18 protein-coding genes are annotated in these 20,256 nt (G+C 47.0%); 5 read left to right on the top strand and 13 right to left on the bottom strand.

The features are described 5' to 3' along the window. Positions 1–33: 33 nt before the first annotated feature. From I2H39_RS21455 to I2H39_RS21425, 7 genes are all read right to left on the bottom strand, one after another. On the bottom strand, positions 34–1,305 hold the full coding sequence (locus I2H39_RS21455) for a TRAP transporter large permease (protein ID WP_195627487.1): 1,272 nt from the start codon (positions 1,303–1,305) through the stop codon (positions 34–36). Positions 1,306–1,308: 3 nt separating this feature from the next. Beyond that, on the bottom strand, positions 1,309–1,749 hold the full coding sequence (locus tag I2H39_RS21450) for a TRAP transporter small permease (protein WP_227147084.1): 441 nt from the start codon (positions 1,747–1,749) through the stop codon (positions 1,309–1,311). Between the two features lie 98 nt (positions 1,750–1,847). After that, positions 1,848–2,948, bottom strand: coding sequence for a TRAP transporter substrate-binding protein (locus I2H39_RS21445; protein WP_138309144.1), 1,101 nt, complete (start codon positions 2,946–2,948; stop codon positions 1,848–1,850). Between the two features lie 29 nt (positions 2,949–2,977). Next, positions 2,978–4,363 (bottom strand): allantoinase AllB, encoded by a 1,386-nt coding sequence (gene allB / locus I2H39_RS21440; RefSeq protein WP_195627485.1) that lies wholly within the window; start codon positions 4,361–4,363, stop codon positions 2,978–2,980. A 199-nt stretch (positions 4,364–4,562) separates the two neighbouring features. Continuing rightward, the gene (locus I2H39_RS21435) at positions 4,563–6,056 is read right to left on the bottom strand and encodes a response regulator (RefSeq protein ID WP_195627484.1); all 1,494 of its coding nucleotides are present in this window, start codon (positions 6,054–6,056) and stop codon (positions 4,563–4,565) included. A gap of 16 nt (positions 6,057–6,072) precedes the next feature. After that, positions 6,073–7,875 (bottom strand): sensor histidine kinase, encoded by a 1,803-nt coding sequence (locus I2H39_RS21430; RefSeq protein ID WP_195627483.1) that lies wholly within the window; start codon positions 7,873–7,875, stop codon positions 6,073–6,075. 208 nt (positions 7,876–8,083) lie between these two features. Then, complete coding sequence (locus I2H39_RS21425; protein WP_195627482.1) at positions 8,084–8,953, bottom strand: LysR family transcriptional regulator; 870 nt, start codon at positions 8,951–8,953, stop codon at positions 8,084–8,086. Positions 8,954–9,062: 109 nt separating this feature from the next. Here I2H39_RS21425 and I2H39_RS21420 point away from each other — a divergent pair, with 109 nt between their 5' ends. Then, entirely contained in the window at positions 9,063–10,517 is a 1,455-nt protein-coding gene (locus I2H39_RS21420; RefSeq protein ID WP_195627481.1) for a pyridoxal-dependent decarboxylase, read from the top strand. A gap of 37 nt (positions 10,518–10,554) precedes the next feature. Continuing rightward, a complete protein-coding gene (locus I2H39_RS21415) occupies positions 10,555–11,427 on the top strand; it encodes a PhzF family phenazine biosynthesis protein (RefSeq protein ID WP_330641022.1) in 873 nt (290 codons plus the stop codon). Between the two features lie 51 nt (positions 11,428–11,478). Here I2H39_RS21415 and I2H39_RS21410 read toward each other — a convergent pair whose 3' ends face one another. Further along, complete coding sequence (locus I2H39_RS21410) at positions 11,479–12,357, bottom strand: LysR family transcriptional regulator (protein WP_138309140.1); 879 nt, start codon at positions 12,355–12,357, stop codon at positions 11,479–11,481. Between the two features lie 242 nt (positions 12,358–12,599). On the opposite strand from I2H39_RS21410, the gene I2H39_RS21405 reads away from it, so the two are divergent. The 3 genes from I2H39_RS21405 to I2H39_RS21395 all read left to right on the top strand — a co-directional run bounded on the left by I2H39_RS21405 (position 12,600) and on the right by I2H39_RS21395 (position 15,234). After that, entirely contained in the window at positions 12,600–13,670 is a 1,071-nt protein-coding gene (locus I2H39_RS21405; RefSeq protein WP_347708601.1) for a beta-eliminating lyase-related protein, read from the top strand. A 41-nt stretch (positions 13,671–13,711) separates the two neighbouring features. After that, a complete protein-coding gene (locus tag I2H39_RS21400; RefSeq protein WP_195627479.1) occupies positions 13,712–14,350 on the top strand; it encodes a TetR/AcrR family transcriptional regulator in 639 nt (212 codons plus the stop codon). A 98-nt stretch (positions 14,351–14,448) separates the two neighbouring features. Then, positions 14,449–15,234, top strand: a complete 786-nt coding sequence (locus I2H39_RS21395) for a class I SAM-dependent methyltransferase (protein WP_195627478.1) — start codon at positions 14,449–14,451, stop codon at positions 15,232–15,234. Positions 15,235–15,335: 101 nt separating this feature from the next. Here the strand turns inward: I2H39_RS21395 and I2H39_RS21390 are convergent, their stop codons facing one another. From I2H39_RS21390 to I2H39_RS21370, 5 genes are all read right to left on the bottom strand, one after another. Then, on the bottom strand, positions 15,336–15,932 hold the full coding sequence (locus I2H39_RS21390) for a class II aldolase/adducin family protein (protein ID WP_195627477.1): 597 nt from the start codon (positions 15,930–15,932) through the stop codon (positions 15,336–15,338). Between the two features lie 2 nt (positions 15,933–15,934). Further along, the gene (gene otnK, locus I2H39_RS21385; RefSeq protein WP_195627476.1) at positions 15,935–17,263 is read right to left on the bottom strand and encodes a 3-oxo-tetronate kinase; all 1,329 of its coding nucleotides are present in this window, start codon (positions 17,261–17,263) and stop codon (positions 15,935–15,937) included. A gap of 74 nt (positions 17,264–17,337) precedes the next feature. Beyond that, a complete protein-coding gene (dctP, locus tag I2H39_RS21380) occupies positions 17,338–18,411 on the bottom strand; it encodes a TRAP transporter substrate-binding protein (RefSeq protein WP_195627475.1) in 1,074 nt (357 codons plus the stop codon). 65 nt (positions 18,412–18,476) lie between these two features. After that, the gene (locus tag I2H39_RS21375; protein WP_138309135.1) at positions 18,477–19,766 is read right to left on the bottom strand and encodes a TRAP transporter large permease; all 1,290 of its coding nucleotides are present in this window, start codon (positions 19,764–19,766) and stop codon (positions 18,477–18,479) included. Continuing rightward, on the bottom strand, positions 19,767–20,249 hold the full coding sequence (locus I2H39_RS21370; protein WP_138309134.1) for a TRAP transporter small permease: 483 nt from the start codon (positions 20,247–20,249) through the stop codon (positions 19,767–19,769). Positions 20,250–20,256 lie beyond the last annotated feature (7 nt).

Here is a 20,256-nt window from a genome sequence, read left to right as displayed (position 1 = left end):
GACCTTTTCTCCTGCTTCAAATCAGAGAGATAATCAATTGAGCAGAAACAGGCTTATAGCAGGAACAAATGTAATAAACATTAATGATATGATACAGACAATATAAAAGGGAACAAGCGCCCTGGCAACCTTTTCAACCGATACTTTGCCAATCTGTGACCCGATGTATAGGCTGACTCCAACCGGAGGAGTAAGGAATCCAATGGAAGTATTCACAACCATAATAACGCCAAATTGGATTGCGGAAACACCACAATACGTTGCCAAAGGAAGCAGAAGCGGAGCCATGATGGTGATTGCCGCCAGGCCGTCCATAAAGCAGCCCAGTATCAGCATAATTACGTTAATAATCAACATAATGATAACAGGACTTGAGGATATCCCACTTATAAATGATACCAGCCTGTCAGGTACATTTTGAAGAGTTATAATCTGTCCCAGGGCTATGGCGGTAGCTATGACAATAAAAATCCTGGCAGATGTAAGCACTGTCTGCTGAAGTGATTCAACGATACCGGTAATGTTAAGTTCCCTATGTATAAAACACTCTACCACCAGAGTCCATACCACAGCAATAACTGAGGCCTCTGTTGGGGTGACAAATCCTCCGTAAATTCCGCCCAGAACAATTACGGGAACCATAAGAGACCATTTAGCATCCCAGACTGCCATGCCCACATCTTTGATAGATGCGCGTTTTTCCACCCCCCGGTATCCCCTCTTCATGGATATAATCAGACTTACAATAATCAAACCTCCGGCAAACACAAAACCTGCACCTATACCAGCAATAAACAAATCCCCAACTGATGTATTTGTCGCTATTCCATACATAATAAAAGAAACACTTGGCGGAATCATTACCCCCAGACAGCCGGCAGATGTACAGACTGCTGTTGCAAACGGAGCGTCGTACCCATCATCCTTCATAGCAGGAATCATAAGGCCCCCTACAGCTGAAACAGTAGCTGCAGCTGCGCCGCTCAAAGCTCCGTAGAACAGGGACGTAATGATGGAAATCAATGCCAGTCCACCCGGCAGATGGCCAATCAGACTTTTTGACAGATTCAAAAGCTTTTTGGCAATGAGTCCCCGCTGCATCAGTTCTCCAGCCAGAACAAAAAACGGGACCGCCAGCAGTGTAAATGAATTAAGGGCTCCAAACATCTTTTGTACCAAAAATGTCATGGGAAAATCGCCTGTAAATATCATGGTACAGACTACTGACAGTCCCAGAGAATAGCCAATGGGAACAGATAATAATAGAAATACCGCCAATGATATAAACAATACCCCGGTCGCCATATTCTAGCTCTCCCCCTTCCTGTCAGGAATTCCTTCTGCTTTCAGACTATTAATCTGCACGATAATTTTTATTATATAGGCTATGCTTGTAAGTAAAAATCCAACAGGTATTGCAAGATAAAACCAGACCATATTTATCTGCAGACCCGGAGCAATCTGTTTGCTCTCAGCCAAAAAAGCCACCCTTTCAAAACCATAAAATGTACATATGAGACAGAATACCAATGATAAAATCATGGATATCTGATTCATCAGGCTTTGAACTCTGCAAGGCATCAAATCCCTTAAGATTGTGATTTTTATAGGTTCATCATTCCGTTCAACGTAGCTCAGTCCCATAAATACCATCCAGATAAAGCATCCTCTTGCAAGCTCCTCCGCCCATACCAGCGAGAAATTAAAAATGTATCTGCTGACAACCTGATAAAAAATGGTTACCACCATGGCGGCAAGGAGAACAGACATGGCCGCTGCATGCATTTTTTCTGCCGTTTTGACACTTATAAATTTGTACTTGGACATGGTCCATTCCCCTTTCATGTCTATTGCGCTATTGCATCCTGTACCTGCTTAATCACATCAGCACCTATCTGTTCCTCAAACTGTTTATAGACTGGCTGAACTGCCTCAACCCAGCGTGCCTTTTCATCATCACTTAATTCGATAATTTGAATCCCATCGGATTTCATCTTTTCAATCATGGTCTTCTCATTTTCCCTTACAAGCTCACGCTCATATTTAGCCATCTCTTTTGCAGCATCTGTGATGATTTTTTGATTTTCAAGAGACAACCCCTCAAAGAAGTCTTTATTGATAAGAAAAACATGAGGAAAATAGCTGGATTGTGTCAGTGTCAGGTACTTCTGCACTTCCTGAAATCTGCTGGCCCATGCCAGGTTCAAATCCTGGTCAACACCATCCAGGGCCCCCTGCTGCAATGCAGTATATACCTCACCGAAGCTGAGGGGAGTAGGATTCGCTCCCAGAGCTTCAAGAATGGCAATATGAATCGGACTGGATGTGGACCTGAGCTTCAGGCCTTTCATGTCATCCAGCTTCTCAATGGGCTTAATAGAATTAAATACATTCCTATAACCAAGTTCAGTGTATGCCAGTCCCATCAGCCCTTTATCCTCCAGCTTCTTCAGCATATCCTGGCCGATTTCCCCGTCCAGCACCTTTTCCGCATCCTCTACAGTTGGGAAAATATATGGCAAATCAAAAACCAGAAAAGCATCCGTAAACTCGGCTAAATTGGAGGTCCCGCACGTTCCTATCTGAATGGTACCCATCTGCACTCCCTCCGTCACTTCACTGTCGGAGCCCAGAACTGAATTTCCATAAACTTCAACTTGGATTTCATCGGTTTTGGATTCAACGATTTCTTTAAATTTCAAAAACCCCAAATGCATAGGATGGTCAAGAGGCTGTGTATCTGCTGCCTTGATAATAATCTTTTCGTTCTTATCAGCGGAACCTGAAGGCACAGCCTGTTCCGCTTCCCCCTTCTGCTCCATCTTACTCTGCTGCTGCGTCCCATTTTGTTGTCCTGCCTGGTCCTGTTGTTTCTTCTGTCCGCAGCCAGTGAGGACAATGCCGCAGATAACAAGGGCTGCTGACATTAATGCTATCGCTTTTTTCATGAAATTACCCCTTTCCTGTTAAAATTAATTTATTCTTCCGCCTTACCCGGCCTAAGCCATTCACCATATCCGGCGTCCGCCGCCTGTCCTTCCTGGTCATAAACCACCGTACCTCTCACTACGGTTTTCAAGACCTTGCCGTAGAGTTCAATACCATCATATATGACGCCTGATTCTTTACACTTTGACCTCATCTGATTATGGTCCATCTTATAAGGAGTATGTAAATCCATCAGTACCAAATCAGCATCAGACCCTATTTTAATTGCCCCCTTTTTTGGATACAGCCCAAAAGACTTGGCAGCGTTTGTACTCAGAAGCTTCACTGCTGTTTGGAGCGTAAGCCGCTTTTCTTTGACTGCTTTCATGATAAGCGGTACCCGCATTTCCAATCCCGGCAATCCGGGAGGGGACATAAAGATATTATCCAAACCTTTCTTCTTTTCCTCCGCTGTATATGGGGCATGGTCGCTGGAAATAATGTCTATATCACCGTTATTCAGGTGCGTCCACAGGGCTTCGGACTCCATTTTTGACCGCATCGGCGGATTGCATACAGCGTAGGTTCCATACCGTGCAATGTCTTCTTCCGTAAAATAGAGATAATGCGGGCAGGTCTCAATAATCAGCCTTTGTCCCATCCTTCGTGCTTGATTGGCAATCCTGATAGACTCAGAGGTAGTCAGATGTGTAAGGTACAGTGGCACATTGAATTCCCTCGCATACCGTATTAATTTTTCTACCATCTCAACTTCGGCTATGGGGGGCCTTGATTTAGCATGATACTCTGCCGAAATTTTGCCTTCCGCCTTGAACTCACTTATTATTCCCGTAACCAATCCAATCGATTCGGTATGTGCTCCCAGAGGAAGCCCTGTTTTTGCAACTTCTGCAAACCCTTTATAGAGCTGATACTCATTTTCCATTGTCAGGCCGATAAATTCATGTTCACGGCCTGCAGGAGGCGTTTGCAAGAATGTTTTAAAGCCCAGTACACCCGCTTTTGCAAGCGGCATTATATTCTGGAGTTTATTACCCGCAGCTCCCAAAAAACCAAAATCTATGATTGATTGGCTTTTAGCTGCACCAACCCGTACCATAAGTTCATCTACAGAATAAGTCGGAGGAGAAGACAAGGGCATTTCAATCAATACTGTAGTGCCGCTTCCCGCGGCAGCTAATGAACCACTTGCAAAATCCTCCCTATGGGAAATCCCCGGATATCTTATGTGGACATGAGAGTCAATACAGCCGGGCAGCAAATATTGACCGTCTGCATCAATCACTGACCTGGCCGCTGGAAGCTGGGCATTGGTTCCCATCATGGTTATCTTTCCGCCCTCCACTCCTATGCCGCCAAAAAACATGCCATCCTCTGTTACAACCTTTGCATTTTTAACAGCCAAATCCAACATGAAACTTTACACCTCCATTCCTCAACTAAATGGTTATATTAACAATAACATTTGAAAATGAGACTGATTAGTGCTATAAATCACCAATCAAAGGGCTTATTTCAATACTTCTTATTGATGGTCATACAAAAACTCCTGCCGGAACCTATTATGAATAGATTCCGGCAGGAGCCATTATCTTCTTCGAAGGAGTCCGCTGTCAGTTGTGGTCAGACATCTTTCGGTAATCAGAAGGATATTGATTTTCAGATTTATAAAACAGCCTGGAAAAATATCTGACACTGTGATAACCTACCATCTCAGAAATTTTATTTACAGAAAGATTTGTTTCAGCAAGCAGTTCCTTAGCCTTTAAAAGTCTTATTTCTGTCAGAAAATCAACATATTTCGTTTTAGTCTGCTTATAAAACAGGGAACCGAGATAATTAGGTGTGATTCCTAAACTGTCAGCTATAATATTCAAACCTATATCGCGCATATAATTGTCCTTTGTAAAAGCAATCACCTGTTCAATATAACTGGTATTAATCTGTCTCCGTTCCAGCAGTACTTTCTTCCCGTATCTCCTCAAACCATCCGCCATATTCGCCACTGTGCCAAAGTTTGTCAATTCTGTATTTATAGAACAATTCAGAAACTGCAAAATATTGTCTTTAACCGCCTGATTCAGCAGCTGGCTATGTCTGGTTAGTATGAATCCAAAATTCGCTAAACTTTGGTTATAATCAAGAAGTTTATTCTCGCGTATACATCTGCATACATCTAAAACCAGTCTCCCTATTTCTGAATAATCATTTACTTCCTTTAGACCAGCTATCTTCTCAGCATGGTGCTTACAACCGGTTCCAAGTACCACTCTCAGCGGGCCCAGTTCATCTAATTGTCTGATTTTATTGTTAATTTCCATATAAGAAGAAATGTCATTATCCCAAAAAATAGTGGCAGAAAAACCATCAGTTGACATACTGCGGGCCAAATGAGCCGATTTTCTTAGATATTCATGTACCACCCGGCCGCAGTCCTGCCTGCCATCTTTTTTGCAGGCGCACACAACAGCAAATTTATAATCAGAAATATTAAACATAGCAATTTGAATATTGGATGATAATTCATCCATGGCATTCTGTTTCATCTCATGACAAAATAACCTTCTATGATTCATGAATGCTTCCGTATGAATCCTTCCATCAAAATAAATTACCCCTGCTTCAAATACCGATGATGTAATGATTTTCTCCAATGATGTATCTTTAGCCACATCAAAGTTATTATATAATGCAATAATGTCTCTTTCAAATCTCTTATTCAAATCAATGTATAACAAATGACTTTCATTTACCAGAGCATTCATTGTTTCCGCAAGAATCTTACAGTTTATGGGTTTCAACAGATATCTTGATACACCAAATTCAATGGCCTGCTGAGCGAAATCAAATTCCTGAAAACCTGACAATATAATCCACTTCGTGCTTGGAGATATCTCTTTCGCTCTCCTGATTGCCTCCAATCCGTTAAGCTTAGGCATTTTAATGTCAACAAAAGCAATATCCGGTTTAAAATCGTCTAATGCCTTAATTAATTTTTCTCCATTTTCTGCCTCCATAATTTTTTCAAAGTACATATTCATTTCCTGAAGCATACTTATGAGGGTCAATCTTACTTTCTTTTCATCATCTGCTATCAAAATATTCATAATTATATATCCCTTTTTAATCAAGTGTATGAATATCGTCCATAAATACTTTAATACTGATGCAAGTACCTGACTTCGGCCTGCTGTCTATATCAAATGAACTGCGGGCATATGCCAGCTTTAATCTTTCCCTTACATTTGAAATACCAACACTGTTCCCCTGGTTTACTTGACTTATATCAAATCCTTCTCCATCATCAGCAATAGTGATATGTACATAAGAATCCTCTTCTCCTTTGACCATACAGGCATTAATTATGATACTGCACGTTCTGTCTGATGGTTCCACAGCATGTATCACCGAGTTTTCAACTAATGGCTGAAGCATTAATTTGGGAATTTTAAAGTCTGATACAGTGTCAGCACAAAAAATACTAAAATTCATTCTTTCCTCAAAGCGGAGTTTTTGAAGCTCACAGTAATTATGCAAAAAGTTGAACTCCTGCTCAATGGTAACCATGGTATCATTTCCCAAAGTATATCTCATAAGTCCTGACAGATTTATAATTGAGTTTTCCAGAACATCCCGCTGTCCCTCTCGATTGAGCCATAAAAATCCGTTCAGAACGTTATATAAAAAGTGCGGCTGAATCTGGGACTGCAATGCGCGATATTCTGCATTGCGCTGGCTCAATAAAAGTTTATATTCTTTATCAATATAATTATTCAACTTCTGAATCATATTGTTCAGGGAACGTTTCAGTTCCGATAATTCATCTTCTCCATACACGGTGCAGCTAATATTTAAATTGCCATTTTTAACGTGCCGCATAACATGAGTCATTTCCCGAAACGAATTCGTTATGCTATTAGACAGCGTCGTAAACATTAATGATGTAATTATAATCACAAGAACAGCCACCATGGTATTAATGGTACAAATCCACCGTATCTTCTCCCTGAGCGTGCTGTCACTGAGCAAAATAACCACTTTCCAACCCGAAGGAATAATGGCCTGTAAAAAGACCCTGTAGGTTGTTCCTTCCACGCTGATTACACGCTCACCCTGCTGAATCAGTCCCTGTATTTCACTGGAAACAGGACTGTCTGAATAGACAACTTCACCGCCTTCATCTAAAACCAACGACATGGAAGGACCGTTAAACTTCAAATCAGTAAACAAATCCTGAAAAAAAGCAATATCCGTATCTGCCATGATAAATATCTTACTGCCGGCCTTATACGGATGCTTCATGGACTGGACAACCGAAAACACCTGCTTATTAGCAGAGTAAGTAAAATAATCCGGTTCATGAGCACCAATGAAGGTAAACGGTTCCTTGGGAAACGCGATTTGGGAAACCAAATCATCATAGGGGGAAGATGGGTATATACGGCTGAGGTCCAGGTCTACATTTACATTTTTATTAAAGTACTGCAGCCCCCCATCCTGGTTTTGCACAATAATACTCAGCAGATTTTTTCCTGAAGTTTTTAAATAGTTTTCGATATCATGGGACTTAAAACAGTCGTTTCCACCGGAAAAGGCTCTGACATCATCCAGATTATTTTCTTCTAATGTGTTTAGTACCTTTTTATCATATCCAACTGTTGTCATCAATCTTTCTAGTTCGGAGATATAAGAATAAATATTCTGAGATACAGATTTCAGAGTATTGCTTACCAATACATCTGCTTCAATCTGCGTCTGCTGCTTAAAATATGAAATGCAGAAAAGAGTTATAATGATAGTTGGTATCAAGGTGCATATTACATTTATTGCAATTAGCTTAAACCGAAGGGAACGCGTGAATCTCACCTTACCGTCTATGTTCTTATAGGACTTGTTTTTCTTGGGGCGGTACAGAATATCCAACATGGAGAACATTATCTCCTTTCGACCCTTAAAGCGGTCCATCAGCACGCATGAAAGCGCTTTATTCCTTGTATACAGACATATTATAACAAAATCTTAACGCGAAATCAAGGAATGGGGGGGATAAGGGACGACGTAAAATCATCTTCGGATTTAATAGGAGAGACTTCGTTCTTGATGCTGACAACCCCCAAATTTTCCCTAGCCGCCCCTAGGGCAGCTCCTCCCTATTTTCTGTCAGAAATTCAATAAAATATTTACTGGCAACAGGCAGACTGTTCTTGTCTTTATAGGCAACCCCAATGGTACGGCATACGGATGGCTCAATGGGTCTGCAGACAATATGATAATTGGTGCGCCGGAGCACCAGCTCCGCTAGAATACTGATACCTAGTCCTGCCTCAACCATGGTCATAATGGCATAATCGTCATGGATGGTATACTTAATATCAGCGGTAAAGCCTGCCTGCTCAAAGGCGGCAAGCGGTTCGCTGTAAAGTCCTTCTTCCAGAAGAATAAAGGGTTCTCCTGTAAGCTCCTCCAACCGGACCCTGTCCTGTGCAGCCAAGGGATGATGCTCCGGCAGCACTGCCAGCATTTCCCCATTCTTGATGGATATAACCTCCAAATCCGTCACTGCATAAGGAGACACAAACCCAAAATCCACGGCTCCTGTCTTAATCCATTCCTGGATGGAGCTGTAATCCCCCTGGTGGAACAGAAACTGGACCTTTGGATAAATTTCCTGAAACCCTTTAATCAGCCGCGGCATCCAGTGGCATGTTATGCTGGAAATGGTCCCCACACGGATGATTCCGGTTTCCAGCCCCTTTATTTCGTTTGCCTTTTCCTGCATGGCCCTGTACTGTAAAATGGTTCGCTCAATAAAAGGATACAGCTGCGCCCCTTCAATGGTCAGTTTCACGCCTGTGCGGGAACGGTTCAGGAGCTTAATTGAAAGCTCGCTTTCCAGCGAGGCCACCATCTGGCTGATGGAGGACTGGGTATAGCCCAGGACTTCCGCTGCCTTTGTAAAGCTTCCCATTTCTACGATTTTCTGAAGTGCAAGATATCGGTTCATTGTCTACAAATCGCTTTCTCTTATGTTATTATTAGAAACATTCGTTTTACTTATTTTACTTCAATTGTTATCATAAAGTCAAGCAAAGTTAAAGGAGGAAGCATATCAGATGAAACAGACCGAAAACCCGCTGTCCCGGGTTTACTCAGAAGAAGCCTTTCAGAGGGATGGACACAAGCTCATTGATATAATTGCAGCAGAATTAAAGAATTCCAGGGATACAGAATCACCGCATACCATCCGCTGGCAGTCCCCGGAAGAACAGCTGCGTTTTTGGCAGGATGAACTGTCCGGGCCAGCTCCTGCCGGGCTGCCGGAACTGGCGGAAAAAATTCTATCCCATTCCATCAACTTTCACAGCAAAGGCTATATGGGGCATCAGGTAGCGGTACCCGCACCGGTCACTGCCCTGACTTCCGCCCTCATTGCGTACATGAGCAACTGTACCACGGTATATGAGCTTGGCATGGTGGGAAATGCCATGGAAAAAGTGGTGATAACCCATCTGGCCGAAACATACGGATACGGCCCCGGTGCTACAGGCGTCATCACCTCAGGCGGGTCCATGGGGAATCTTACCGCCCTGGTCACTGCCCGCACCTCATCCGGCATAGAGGAGCAGGACTATTACAGGCTGGCTGTCATGGTTTCCGCAGAAGCCCACTACAGTGTGGAACGGGCCGCCAGGGTCATGGGAATACGCAGTGAGAACATCATCAAGGTACCTGCTGGCCATGATTTCGCCATCCGCACAGACCTGCTGGAGGAATATTACCAGAAAGCTGTCTCTGACGGAAAACTGGTCTTCTGCGTTGTGGGATGTGCCTGCACAACCTCAGTGGGGGCGTACGATGACCTGGACGCCATGGCCGGCTTTTCCCAGGCACATAGTATCTGGTTCCATGTGGACGGAGCACATGGAGGAGCAGCTATTTTCTCAGAAAAATACAGACACCTTCTCCACGGCATCCAGCGCTCCGACTCCCTGATTGTGGATTTCCATAAAATGATGATGGCCCCGGCCCTTTCCACAGCAGTAATTTACAATGCAGGCCGCCGGACAATCAATGAATTTTCTCCTAAGGCAGCGTATCTGTGGCAGGACCAGCTCTCCGAGGAATGGTATAATTCAGCCAAACACACCATGGAGTGTACTAAGCCGCTTACAATTATCAGCACCTATGCCATCCTGCGGCTTTACGGCAATGACATTTACCGGCAAAATGTAGACACACTTTACGATATGGGAATGGATTTTGCGGAGCTGATAAAACGCCAGGAAAACATGGAACTGGCCATGGAGCCCACAAGCAATATAGTCTGCTTCCGCTATCTGCCGGCTCGGGGAAATGCTGATGAAATCAACCGGATAATTTCTGAAGAACTGATGCGGGACGGAACCTATTATATTGTAAACACAAGAATCCGCGGCAGATACTATATGCGCGTCGCGCTGATGAACCCGCTGACAGGGCGAACGGATTTAGAAGGTTTGTTGGATATGATACAGAAAACAGCCCGTAAAACAGAAGTCCGGATACAAAACAGCAGACGGGCATCATGACAGACACACTCGGCGGGGGTATGAAAGGAGAAATGAAATGAACATTGAAAGGAAGAATAAAAAAGGTCCTGAAGCGGGACACCTGATGAAAAATTCACCCCAAAACCAAAGAATCCAGCATACGATAAAGCAATACGTTGTGGACGCTTTTACAGACACCGTATTTAAAGGCAACCAGGCCGCCGTGTGTGTGTTGGACAGGTGGCTTCCCGAACAGACAATGATGGATATTACCACGGAAAACAATTTTTCAGAGACAGCCTTTTTGGTAAAAAATGGTTCCATGTATGGTCTCAGATGGTTTACGCCGGGCGGGGAAATTGACCTTTGCGGCCATGCAACCCTTGCCGCCGCCTATGTCATTCTGCAGTTTATGGAGGACGGCTGCAAATCAGTAGGATTTCAGACAAAGAGCGGTGTTCTCACTGTGGAGCAGAACCGGGATTTATATGAAATAGACATGCCGGCTTATCAAATGACTCCGGTGCCCGTGACGGATATAATGGAACAGGCCATCGGCGTACGCCCAAAGGAAGCATGGATGGGGCGGGACCTGGTATGTGTTCTGGACAATGAGAAGCAGGTTTATAATGCAGAGCCCAATCAGACCATTATAAGCCAGGCAGACGGACTGCTGTTTCACATCACCGCACCAGGCACAGATTATGACTGCGTGACCAGGACCTTTGCACCTAAAATGGGGGTGCCGGAGGATGCTGTCTGCGGTTCCGGGCACTGCCACGTGATTCCACTATGGTCGGAAAAACTGCGGCGGCAGGAACTCTGCGCTTTACAGGCCTCCCGGCGTACCGGCGTGCTTTACTGCCGTATGGACGGGGAGAGGGTAATGATTGCAGGCAAGGCGTGTCTGTATTGCTCAGCGGAACTTTACATACCGCAGTATCCATAATTCCTTCGGCAGCATCCCTGGAAGACTCCTGCATATGCCCTGCTGCACGTCCTACGGCAGCTCCCCCATCATATCCTTCACGCATTCAATGAATTTCTTCATGGCAGGGGATGCCTCCTTTAATGACGGCACTCCGATTCCAAGGGAGACAAACTGCGGCGGGTCAAAGGGCAGGGTAACCACATCCCCGGACCAGCTGAGGGTGATGAGTCTGTTATTCAGGCTCATGCCCAGCCCGGCCTCCACCATACAGTAGGTTGTATATGCATCTGCTGTGGAGAAACGGATGTCCGGCGTCAGGTGCCTGGCCCGAAGAAGGCGGTCTATTTCCGTGTCCTGATTTGGCATGGTTATGATAAATGGTTCATTTTCCAGCCCGCACAGCGGAAATGAACCATCCCCTGCCCTGGGATGATTCTTCGGCAGCCAGGCCAGCAGCTCATCCTGGCGGATGGGAATCCAGTCGCAGATTGTCCCGGCGGAAGGCTCCGCGAAAAAACAGCAGTCCACGGACATTTCATTGAGCCAGCGGGTCATCTCGCGGTTGCCGCCCTCCTTCATGTTAATCCTGACATTGGGATACAGCTGCCGGAACCGCTTCAGTATGGGAGGCAGCCACATGGCCGAAACACTGTAATAGCTCCCAATGGTCAGGGCGCCGCTTAAAATCCCGCGGATATCAGCCCCAATCTCCAGGGCATGGTTATGGGCGCGGACAATCTCCCGGAAGGCCGGAATCATGGCCTTTCCGTTTTCCGTGGGAGACACCCCCTTTTTTGTACGTATAAAAAGAGGAAAACCCACTTCCTCCTCCAGGGCGTTCACCATCCTGGTGATTCCAGACTGTGTATATCCCAGGAAAACACCTGCAGCAGTCAGGCTTCCATGGTCAATAGCCGCAAGAAAGGCTTCGCATTTCGTAACATCCATATTTCCCTCCATCCATGACAGTTTATCATGATTAATATGATAAATCAGGTTTTGTGTCATACATAAAAACATTGTACAATAGTGCCAATGACATGTCAAACACAACAGAACATACTGCCTTCGGTGTGTAAAAGAAATACCTCCCCATAAGGATTTCTTCCCGGACGAAACGGTTCCCTGCAAAGAACCGCTGCCTTTACACACCGGAGCTGAGAAAAGAGGATAACGAAATGGAACTTTGTATGCACAGCAGACCATCTTTTGCTTCCGATTATATGGAAGGCGCACACCCGGCTATTCTGACACGTCTCATGGAGACAAACATGCTTAAGACCCAGGGATATGGAAGCGACCCTTTTTCCCAATCAGCCCGTGAAAAAATCCGCGCGGCATGCGGCTGCCCGGAGGCCGAAATACATTTTCTCGTCGGAGGCACCCAGACCAATGCCACTGTCATACGCGGAATCCTGCATTCCTATGAAGGCGTAATTGCAGCTGGTTCCGGGCATATCAGTGTCCATGAGGCCGGCGCAATTGAACTGGGAGGCCATAAGGTGCTTACACTGCCCCATACGTCCGGAAAACTCAGGGCAGCGGACATTGAGGGCCTGGTTACAGATTACAGAAGGGATACAAACAGCGGTCATATGGTCATGCCCGGCATGGTTTATATTTCTCACCCAACCGAATACGGGACGCTGTATTCGCTCAGTGAACTGCAGGAAATCAGCCGTGTATGCCGCAAGAACGGCCTTCCGCTGTTCATGGACGGCGCACGGCTGGCCTATGCGCTCTCCTGCCCCCGAAATGAATTAACGCTCAGGGATATTGCCAGGCTATGCGATGTATTCTACATCGGAGGAACCAAATGCGGGGCCCTGTTTGGAGAAGCGGTTGTGATAACACAGCCGAATCTGATACCCCATTTTTTCACTGTTATTAAGCAGAACGGCGCCCTCCTTGCCAAGGGAAGGATGCTGGGCCTACAGTTTGACACCCTGTTTGAAAATGACCTTTACCTGAAAATCGGTGCTTCAGCTATAGAGGCAGCCGACCAAATCAGGGACGCCCTGACAAAATGCGGATACCGCCTGTTCCTGGATTCCCCCACGAATCAGATATTTATTATAATGGAACATGAGGCAGCAGCCCGGCTGGCCCGGAAAGCAGACATATCCTTATGGGAAAAATACGATGACAACCACACCCTGGTACGGTTCGTCACGGATTGGGCAACCCAGCAAAGGGATGTGGACATGCTGATAGGGATACTGGAAGAGGAACATAATCCCACCCTGGCCTGTGTTTCATAAAGGATTGGCTTTGAGAAATATAATCCATAACAGCAGCACAAATGGGATTGACCAAGCAGTTAGTTTGTGCTAACATAACAATTGTTATGGAACATACATCCCTTACTTCAACACGTGAAAAATTAATGCAGGCCGGGCTGGCGCATTTTTACCAAAAAGGTTACCGGTACGCTGGCCTGCGGCAGATTTGTGCTGACTGCGGCGTCACCACAGGAGCATTTTACTTTTTCTTTGAAAATAAAGACGCCCTTTTCTGCGCCATTGTTGACCCTGTCATTCAAATGCTTAACGGCCTGACCAGCCAGCTGTGTGAAAGAGAGCTGTCAAATCCCTCCAGCTTCAGTGGGAACGACCTTATGACTATGGATTTCCTGCTGAAGCACCGCAGGGAAATGCTGGTCTTAATGGAAAAATCCCAGGGAAGCAGCCGTGAAGATTTCCCCTGCCGGCTGTTTGACACCATGGTCTCATATTTTAATGATGCCTTTGCAGCTGCCATCGGCAGGCAGCCCCGGGCGGACGTAATCCGGATGCTGGTGCAAATCCGCATTGCATCCGCCATGGACATACTGAAAGGAGCAGAGACAATGGAACAGGCCTTTTTCTTAAATAATGTAATGGCTCACTATGCAGACGGAGGTTTCAACAGTCTGGTTCACAATTTAAAAGATGTATTATAAAGCCCGGAGGCAGACGCCTTCGGGCTTTTGCATAACAAAACATATCCGCTGTTATGTACAGACCGGATAAAACAACCAAGCAGGAGGTAAGAAATAGTATGAAACATCAGACACCAAACTATGGGAACTGGATTCCCAAAACAATGATGCAGGTTTTGTGGGGTATCACCGGCCTCACCCTGGCGACCGCCCTGGCAGCCGTCCTTATCTGGAAAAGCCGGATTATATCCATATTCGCCTTCCTTCTCTTCCTTCTCATGGGCGGAATGACCGTCTATATGCAGCTCTGCAGAAGGGCCTTTTCCTTTGAAGGCGGAGGGGTCATGGGACAGATTCACCAATACCTGCTCTCAAAGCTTTCATGGAACGGCAAAGGAAGGCTGCTGGACATCGGCTGCGGCTCCGGAGCCCTGACAATCCGGTGTGCAAAGACATGGCCTGATGCCGCGTTCACGGGAATTGATTATTGGGGCAGGGAATGGAATTACGCCAGGGAACAATGCGAAGAGAACGCCAGGCTGGAGCAGGCCGGACCCATCTGCTTTCTGCAGGGCGATGCCTCCGGGCTTCCATTTGAAGCGGGGCACTTTGATGCTGCTGTCAGCAACTTTGTTTTCCATGAGGTAAAAACCCAGCCCGATAAACGCCTGGTTGTCCGTGAAGCGCTCCGTGTAGTGAAAAAAGGCGGTGTTTTCGCGTTCCACGACCTCTTTGAACAGCATGCCGTCTATGGGGATATGCAGGAATTTGCAGAACAGCTGCGCAGGGAAGGGATTAGCGAAGTTCACTATGAACCGCACACGGAACAGCTTTCCTGCATTCCTGCCTATGTCCGCGCCCCATGGCTTTTAAATGGGCTGGGAATCCTTTACGGAAAGAAATAGGTATTTCATAATCAGGCGCGCCTGGGGCGGGAATATCCGTATGGTTCCCGCCCTCCCAGGCGACTGCCTTCCTCCCGGTTCCCCTTCAGGGAATCCGGCCATCAGCATTCCGGAACATGTTCTCCCCTCAGATACCAGGCTGTCCTTGCGCTTTCCTCCAGTTCCTCCAATCCGTAAAAGGCATCCAGAACCGTCTTGCCTGCCACTACAGGGCCGTGCTGTTTCAGAAGATAGGCGTCACTGTCCATTATCCGTTCTTCCATGTACCGGAAAAGCTCCTGGCTTCCCGGCTTTGCATAGGGAATCATCCCTACGGTCCCCACCTTCATTTTAAGATACGGCGTGTAGGACGGTATCACATCTGTCTCCTTTTCATGTTCCAGGCAGGACCAGAGGACTGAGTAAAAACCATGTGTATGTACCACCCCTGTCATCTCCGGCCTGTGACGGTAAATCATGGCGTGAAGCGGATACTCCTTGCTGGGCTTTACCCCCTCCACATAAGCCCCATCCAGCGTAAGCGTGGAAAACTGTTCCTTTTCCAGGGTTCCAAAGCTGGTGCCGCTGCCGGAAATATAGATAAAATCTCCCGACCTGATGCTGATGTTTGCAGTTGAACCGCTCACTCTGCCCCTGGCAAACAAAGAATGGGCAATCTCCACGGCTGTCTCCAACTGACGTTCTGTGTTAATATCCATAATTATCCCTCCAACTCATTTACTGCCCGGCTAAAGAAATCATCCTGGCCAAAATTTCCTGATTTCAGTACCAGGCGCATAGTGGTATCCTCCAGCGGAATCATCACCGGCACTCCTGGGGCAATGCTGCGTCCTATCCAGAACCCCTGATACCCCAAACGCTGGATGACTGCGCCTGAGGTCTCCCCTCCTGCCACGATAATCCTGCGGTACCCGCTGGCAGCCGCCCTTGCTGCCAGCTCTGCTGCCAGCTGTTCCAGCATAGAGGAAACTCTTTCCCTGCCCTCTGCCTGAATCTTTCGCACCTGCTCCGGACGGTCCGAGCTGTACACCAGCACATTCTCTCCCCGATGCATTTCCACAAAGCCCCATATGTGCTCTGCTGTCTCCTCACCTGCAAGGACGCGCCCGGCCTCTATCCGGTAGCACGGATAATTCTTCTCCTTATAACTGTCAATCTGCCTCAATGTTGCCTCGGAACAGCTTCCCGCCAGCAGTAAGGATTCCTGTCTGATGCATGTTTCCTCTATATAGCACGCTTCATCCTTTCCATCAGCTTTCTTCCCTCTAAGTTCATCCCCGCTCCCGTCCAAGCCTTCTCTCCGGTCCGCCGCAGCTGTTTCCGCCATCAGCCTTCCCACATGCTCTGCCAACCCGGAACCACCGGTGTAAAAAGCAATATGGCCAAACTCCCGTGCAATCGCCTCTCCATGGGACTCCTCATAATAATCCGGTATAAGATAGCAATGGCCCTCCTGCCTGCACAGATTCTCCTGCTCCCGCTTCCACTGTTCCCTGGTCTTTCCTGCCATGCTGATTCCCTTATAGCGGCTCTGCATTTCAATGAGCCGGCTAATCTCCGACTCCTCCATGGGTGTCAGGGGATGGCTGCGCATGGAGCTTTCCTCCAAAAGGACACCGTTGACATAAAGCTTTCCTCCCCGTACCGTCCTTCCATTGACCGGAAGCGCGGGACACAGAATTGTATAGGGATAATTAAATTCCTCCATCACGGCATCCGCCACCGGCCCGATATTCCCCTCTTTGGTGGAGTCAAAGGTGGAACAGTATTTGAAATACAGTTTCCTGGCTCCCTCCTGCAGCAGCCACCGGAATGCCCGCAGGGAATCAGCAACCGCCTTGCCCCTGTCCTGGGTCCTGGATTTCAATGCAATCACCACGGCCTGGGTTCCCTCCCTCACGGTCTGTCCCTCTTCCGGAACTCCGTTGTAAAGGACAGTCACCAGCCCTGCTTTTACAAAAAAGGACGCCACATCACCGGCTCCCGTAAAATCATCCGCAACACAGCCAATGTAAAAATCTCTCCCCATCACTTATCCCTCCGTTCAAAGAGTTTCTGTTAAATATAGAGCCCGTAAGCTCACGGACTCTATATACACGTATCCTATTCGTTCCTTGCCTTATCCACCAGCTCAATGATGGGCGCGCACATATCATACTCATCGTACATGACAGCTGTTGCTTTCTTAAACTCCTCCAGATCCGGGCGGCATATGGTGACACCCATGTCCTCAATCTGCTTCATGCACTCCGCTTCCTGTTCTTTTATCATGCTGCGGCTCTTTAACTTGATTTCCTCTCCGGCCTCCTGGATGATTTGTTTCAGTTCATCCGGATAGGACTGGTACTCTTCCTCATTAAAATAGAAGGAGCCTTCATAGGCAACGTGGTCCGTCATGACACAGTAAGGCGCCACTTCATAGAACTTCAGGCTCAGCGTCAGGGCAATATCATTTTCCTGCCCCTGCACCACCCCGGTCTGAATGGATGTGTATACCTCGCTCAGTGACATTGGTATGGGCGCCGCGCCAAGACATTCCCAGATTCTCACGTAGCCCGGAATATTCGGTACACGTATTTTCAGTCCCTTCAGGTCCTCCAGGGATTCAACCGGAACCGTACATGCCAGTTCCCGGTTCATGCCGTCAATGACAGACACCAGACGGAAGCCGCTTTGCTCCGCCACCATATCCGATACCTCATCAAAATGGTTGTCCCAGAACCTGTACTGATGTTCCTTGTTGTCATACAGGAACGGAAGACACCACACGTTAAATATATCGTTTACAGCGCTCAGGGAGCTGACACCATCCATGACTATATCAATATTTCCCATTTCCAGGCCTTCCAGCGCATCCACCAGACCTCCCAGCTGTCCTGAGGCAAAGACTTCGCCGGTCACCTTGCCGCCTGTCTTTTCCTCCACAATATCCAGGAATTCCTGGGAGAGCTGGGTCATGTAGTAATCACTGCTCTCCGTGGTTGCCAGTTTCCAGTGATACGAATAATCCGCACCTCCTTCAGCAGCTTTTCCCTCATCCCCTGTCATTGCCTCTGCAGCTTGTTGATTCCCAGAGGATGGTTCCTCTGCCTTTTTTCCATCAGACGAACCGCAGCCCGTCATCATGGATACTGTCATTGCAGCCATAAGAACCATCGAAATCAATTGTTTTTTCAAACCTTAATCCTCCTTCTAGTTATACATTAAACAGTTGCCACACAGTTACATTACCAGCTGCATAGTTACATTCCCAAGATACCCGGAAGCCAGAGAGAAAGCGGTTCCACATATGTAATGACTGCAAGGGCCGCAAAACCCGCAATCAGGAACGGGATGGACGCCTTGACCTCCTCCTCAAAAGGAACCTCTGCAATGGCTGCTGCAATATATTGGTTTTCTCCTACCGGCGGCGTCGTAAGCCCCAGCGCCAGATTTACCACCATGATAATCCCAAAGTGAACCGGGTCTACTCCCAGGGAAGTGGCAATGGGCAGCAATATAGGAGTAACTATCAGAATACCTGCCACGGATTCTATGAACATGCCAATAAAGATAAATATCAGATTTGCTACCAGCAGGAAGATATACTTATTGCTGGCAATGGAGCTGATGCCTTTCCCCAGAAGGCTGGATACGCCGGAGCTGGTAAGCAGCCAGCTGAATGCGCCTGATGCGCCTACCACTATCATGACAAGAACCGTGTTCACAATGGCGCCTCCCATAATGCTTCCGATGTTTTCCAGATTTATTTCCTTATACCAGAACGCGCCCGCTAAAAATCCGTAGGTAGCTGCCACTGCACCTGCTTCCGTCGGGGTGAAGATTCCTCCGTAAATGCCGCCCAGAATAATGGTTGGCACCAGCAGCGCCGGTATTGCATCTAAAAATGCCGCTCCCAATTCCTTCATGGTAAATGTATTCATCTGCCTGATTTTCCGCTTCTTGGCCTGGTACGCAATTGTCACCATCAGGAAAAGGGCCAGCACAATTCCCGGAACAATTCCGGCCATAAACAGCTTGCCAATGGATGTGGACGAGCAGACCCCGTACATAATCATGGTAATGCTGGGCGGGATGATGACTCCCAGAGCGCCGGCAACCGCCTGGATGCCTGCCACAAAATCTGCAGGATAACCGCGTTTTTTCATCTCGGGAATCAGTGTGGAGCCAATGGCTGCCGTGGTTGCAGCGGCAGAGCCGGACAGCGCGCCAAAAAATGCAGAGGCCACCACAATTACATGGGCCAGGCCTCCTGCCATCCATCCCACCAGGCAATCGGCCAGACGCACAATCCGTTTGGACATTCCCCCAACCTCCATCAGCTTTCCGGCCAGCATAAAGAACGGGATAGCCATAAGGGTAAAGGAATCAACCGACGCATAGGTTCTCTGGGCCAGTGTTGCCACCTTCATCCCGCTGCCAAGCATTACAAGGGCTGTAGGCAGACCTATGGAGACAACCAGCGGAACATTCAGGAACAGTAAAAGCAAAAGAAGGGAAAACAAAATAATAGTAACGGTCAAAGAGGACATTTACACATTCCCTCCTTTCTCTTGTGTATCTTCACAGCGGTATGCCTTCCACCCCTCTTTCACTGCAAAAATGCAGCAGGACAAGCCACAGTATATCAGGGAGATGAGTGTGATTGCATAAGGTACCTTTGTAATCGGATAAGTCTGGCCTTTATTAATTGTCATCTGCATATAAGTAGCCGCAGATACCCCCAGCAGGACAAAATATGCGGTCATGAACACCATGGCGGCAATATCCGTAATCCTTCTGCCTCTTTTCTTAAACAGCTTTTTTACAAAGAAGTCCACCCGAATCAGGCCGCCGTTCTTAAAAGCATAGCTGGAGCCCGCAAAGGTAGCCCACACAAGCATCCACCGGGCCACTTCCTCGGTCCACGACAAAGGCCTGCCCATAAGACGGAACACAATTTGTATCAGGATTACCACAGTCATTGCCACCAGTACAATGGAAGAAACTATCAGGTCAAAATGGAACTTTTTCATATACGCT

The sequence above is a fragment of the Clostridium sp. 1001283B150225_161107_B6 genome, from assembly GCF_015556325.1.
Classification (GTDB): domain Bacteria; phylum Bacillota; class Clostridia; order Lachnospirales; family Lachnospiraceae; genus Enterocloster.
The sequence above is the reverse complement of the archived record's forward strand: the minus strand, read 5'-3'. Positions and strand labels throughout refer to the sequence as shown.